The sequence below is a fragment of the Corallococcus sp. AB030 genome (assembly GCF_003668965.1).
Taxonomy (GTDB): domain Bacteria; phylum Myxococcota; class Myxococcia; order Myxococcales; family Myxococcaceae; genus Corallococcus; species Corallococcus exiguus.
Window position 1 is genome coordinate 1 of record NZ_RAWQ01000410.1, and the last position, 2,531, is coordinate 2,531.

Genomic DNA, 2,531 nt, shown 5'->3' on the forward strand with positions numbered 1-2,531 from the left:
GTGCCGACGCTCCTTCGCGAGATATTCCCCTGAGATATCAGTCCTTTGCGTCAACCGACCCCGGAGGACGAGCCGGGCTGTGGGCTCGGAGCCGGAAAAAACTCCTGACCCTCCGGGGCCCCGGCCTAACGTGTGACAGCCTTGTTGACGGGATGATGGAGGAACCCGTGCGCCTTCCGGTCGCCGCCGCACTGCTCAGCCTGGTCGCCTGCTCTGAATCGACCGAAGGCACCACCCCGAAGCTCGAGGGCCTCATCAATCCGCGGCAGCGGCTCATCACCCCCGCGCGCGTCTGCAACGCCGGTGGCGGCACGGCGGGATGGCGCCTGGAGCTCATCGGCAGCCGCTTCATCCCCGTGCCTCGCGACGCGCTCACCGACACGCCGTCCGTGGAGCTGCCCCTGGTCTCGCTGAGCGGCCCGACCGACTACACGCTCCCCGCGGACCACCTCTTCTTCGCGCGCACCGAGCTCATGCGGATGGACCTGCCCACCCGCGACAGCACGCCGTCGAACACGCTCCCGCCCGGCGCCTATTCGGTCTCCGTGACGAACCCCCTCGGCGGCACCTCCGAGCTCGAGGATGCCCTGCGCGTCGTGCCGCCGCCGGAAATCACCAACCTCACCGCGCCCGACGGCTTCCGCTACAACGCCGCCAGCCCCCTCGTCATTGAAGGCAGCGGCTTCCGCTCGGACGCGCTGCCGCTCATCGTCCTTCAGCGGCAGGGCGAAGAGGATCAGCCCCTCTTCACCCTCACCATCGTCTCCGACACGCGCATCGAAACCGAAGTGCCTCCCGCGACACCGGAAGGCACCTACGCGCTCACCCTCACCAACCCCGAGGGCTGCTCCGTCACGCGTCCCCAGGCGCTCACCATCACCTATCCGAGGCTGGGCGCCCTCTCCGTGTCGCCCGCGAGCGGCCCCGCGAAGAGCGACACGGTCATCACCCTCACCAACACCGCGTCCGGCGCGTCGAAGCCCTTCACGACCGGCACCCACGACGTGTACCTCGTCGCGCCCGTGAAGACGGACCCCGGCCAGACGGTGAACATCCCGCTGTACGACGTGACCTTCGTCTCCTCGTCGCAGCTCCGGGCCACCGTGCCGAATTGCTCGGGCTTCGACTCGCGGCCCGTCACGGATCCCACGTGTCCCGGCGGCATCGTGCCCGGCACCTACGGGTTCATCGTCGCGGACCCCAGCGGCGCCTTCGGAACCCTCCCCGCGTCCTCCGGCTTCACCGTCTCCCCATGAACGCCCTCGCCCTGCTCGCGGCCGCGGCGCTGGCCGCCGCCCCCTCCTCCAAGAAGGACAACGGAGGCCCTCTCTTCATCGCGCCCAAGGTGGGCTTCATCAAGCCCGTCACGTCGCTCGGCGGCGACCTCTTCCTGGGCGGCGAGGTGGGCTACCTCACGCCCCTCCTCCAGCGGCGCCTCGCGCTGGTGCTGGAGGTGAACTACCACCGGCCCTCCACGAGCGGGACGCTGCGCGGGCCCCAGATGGACAACCTGGGCCAGCCCATCGAAGCGCCGTACACGCTCGCCGAGCGCGAGGTGGCCATCCAGCTGTCCGCCGTGTTCCGCTTCCCCCGCGCGCTCGGTCCGCTCACGCCCTACGTGGGCGCGGGCCCTGGCCTGTACCTGCACCGCGCGACGGTGGAGTCGTTCGACAGCACCACCTCGGAGAGCGGCGGCGGGCTGGGCTTCCAGGCGCTCGCGGGCGCGGAGCTGCCGCTGGGTCCGGGCGGCGCCTTCCTGGAGGCGAAGTTCCACTTCGCTCCGGTGGACTTCCTCACCACCGGCGACGTGAACGCGGGCGCGGTGCTCGCCGCCCTGGGCTACCGGCTGCGCCTGTAGTCGAGCGGTGGCTCAGGCCCGTCCCACCGGCGGGCGCAACATCCGCAGCAGGTGCTGGGCCAGCAGGTCTCGCGTGGCCTGGAGCACCGACCCCATCAGGTGGTGCAGCGCCTCCGCGGTGTCGCCGTGGGCTTCGCGCACGCGCTCGGAGCGGCCGTCGAAGATGCGCAGCCGGCCGGGCACCAGCGAGATGACCGGCAGCGACGGGTGCCGCTTGCGCAAGAGCCCCAGGAACAGCGGGTGGTCCTCGTCCGGACGGCGCAGGTCCACCACCACCAGCGCGGGCGTGTGCTCCGCGATGGAGGCCAAGGCGTCATCGGGCTCGCCCGTGGCGGACACCTCCACGTCCGGCTCCGAGTCCAGGAAGCGGCTGAGCAGCGCACGGGACGCCGCATGCGGGCTGACGACGAGGACCCGCATCAGCGGGCCAACGCCTGGAAGGATGCGGAACTCCCACCCGAGGGCGGTACAGGACAACCAATGGCAGGGCGGATCCAGGGCATGGGTGGAGCAGGTAACGCCCGAGCCCCCCTCAAAGCAATCCGCCCCGCGTCCAGCTGGCACGCCGTGCCGCCAGGCAGCCAATCGTCCGCGCCCGTGGCTTCTTGCGGCCATGCGGGCCAGAGTGGCGGCGCGCCTTCCAACCCGCTACTTCCCATCCCGCGCGAGTCTC

Annotated in this window: 3 protein-coding genes; 2 read left to right on the top strand and 1 reads right to left on the bottom strand. The window is 71.0% G+C overall.

Translation table 11 applies throughout. The features are described from left to right. Positions 1–167 precede the first annotated feature (167 nt). Together D7Y15_RS43080 and D7Y15_RS43085 are read left to right on the top strand one after the other, a co-directional pair. Positions 168–1,256, top strand: a complete 1,089-nt coding sequence (locus D7Y15_RS43080) for a hypothetical protein (protein WP_147452081.1) — start codon at positions 168–170, stop codon at positions 1,254–1,256. Next, complete coding sequence (locus D7Y15_RS43085; protein WP_120577302.1) at positions 1,253–1,858, top strand: outer membrane beta-barrel protein; 606 nt, start codon at positions 1,253–1,255, stop codon at positions 1,856–1,858. Before D7Y15_RS43080 ends, D7Y15_RS43085 begins: the two co-directional genes overlap by 4 nt. A gap of 12 nt (positions 1,859–1,870) precedes the next feature. On the opposite strand, the gene D7Y15_RS43090 is transcribed toward D7Y15_RS43085, so the two are convergent. Beyond that, positions 1,871–2,281 carry a response regulator gene (locus D7Y15_RS43090; RefSeq protein WP_121756184.1) on the bottom strand — a complete coding sequence of 137 codons (411 nt, stop codon included), beginning with the start codon at positions 2,279–2,281 and terminating at the stop codon, positions 1,871–1,873. Between the last annotated feature and the right edge of the window lie 250 nt (positions 2,282–2,531).